Annotated in this window: 1 protein-coding gene; it reads right to left on the reverse strand. The window is 46.5% G+C overall.

What is annotated here, in order from left to right; genetic code table 11:
- Positions 1–574 (reverse strand): AAA family ATPase (locus tag NW213_RS16815; protein WP_258323480.1); only part of this gene is annotated, 574 nt, incomplete at both ends.

Raw genomic sequence — 574 nt, forward strand, 5'->3', positions numbered from 1 at the left:
ACGAGCCAGCTCGTACGGAGTGTCCGCAAAGAAAGTCATCAGGCGTTTCATGAAAGAATCCGTATCACCGTTACGAACATCCATGACGAAATTCATGATTCCGAACGTAGCGTCCGAATTATCCATCCCCGTATAGCTCGGCAACAGGAATTTCATGAAACCATCCTCCACCTCCCTGTTCGGGAATCCCAGTATATAAGTCCTGAACTCCTTGTCATAATCCTTGATTGTCAGATATCCACTCTGATATAAAATCGGCACCGGATCTTTCCTGAGTGTTTCCAGTCCGTTCAGCGAGTCCGCCGTAGCATACTCCCTCATCAGTTTCTTCAGGTTATATCTGCACCCCTTCATCAGCTCCACGAGGAAAGTAGGCGTACCCGTCTCGAACCAGTATTTGCCGAACTCGTTACTTGCAAACGTATTCAGTATGCTGAACGGATTATATATATCCACGCATCTGTCGTTGAAGTGATACCCGTCGTACAATTCCTTGAGTTTCGCCTTTGTCTCCTCCTCTGTCATATCATTTGCAGTACCCAGATCCTTTATGCCATCTTTGAATACAGAGTGC

This window comes from Bacteroides sp. ET336, assembly GCF_024733815.1.
GTDB classification, from domain to species: Bacteria; Bacteroidota; Bacteroidia; order Bacteroidales; family Bacteroidaceae; genus Phocaeicola; species Phocaeicola cellulolyticus.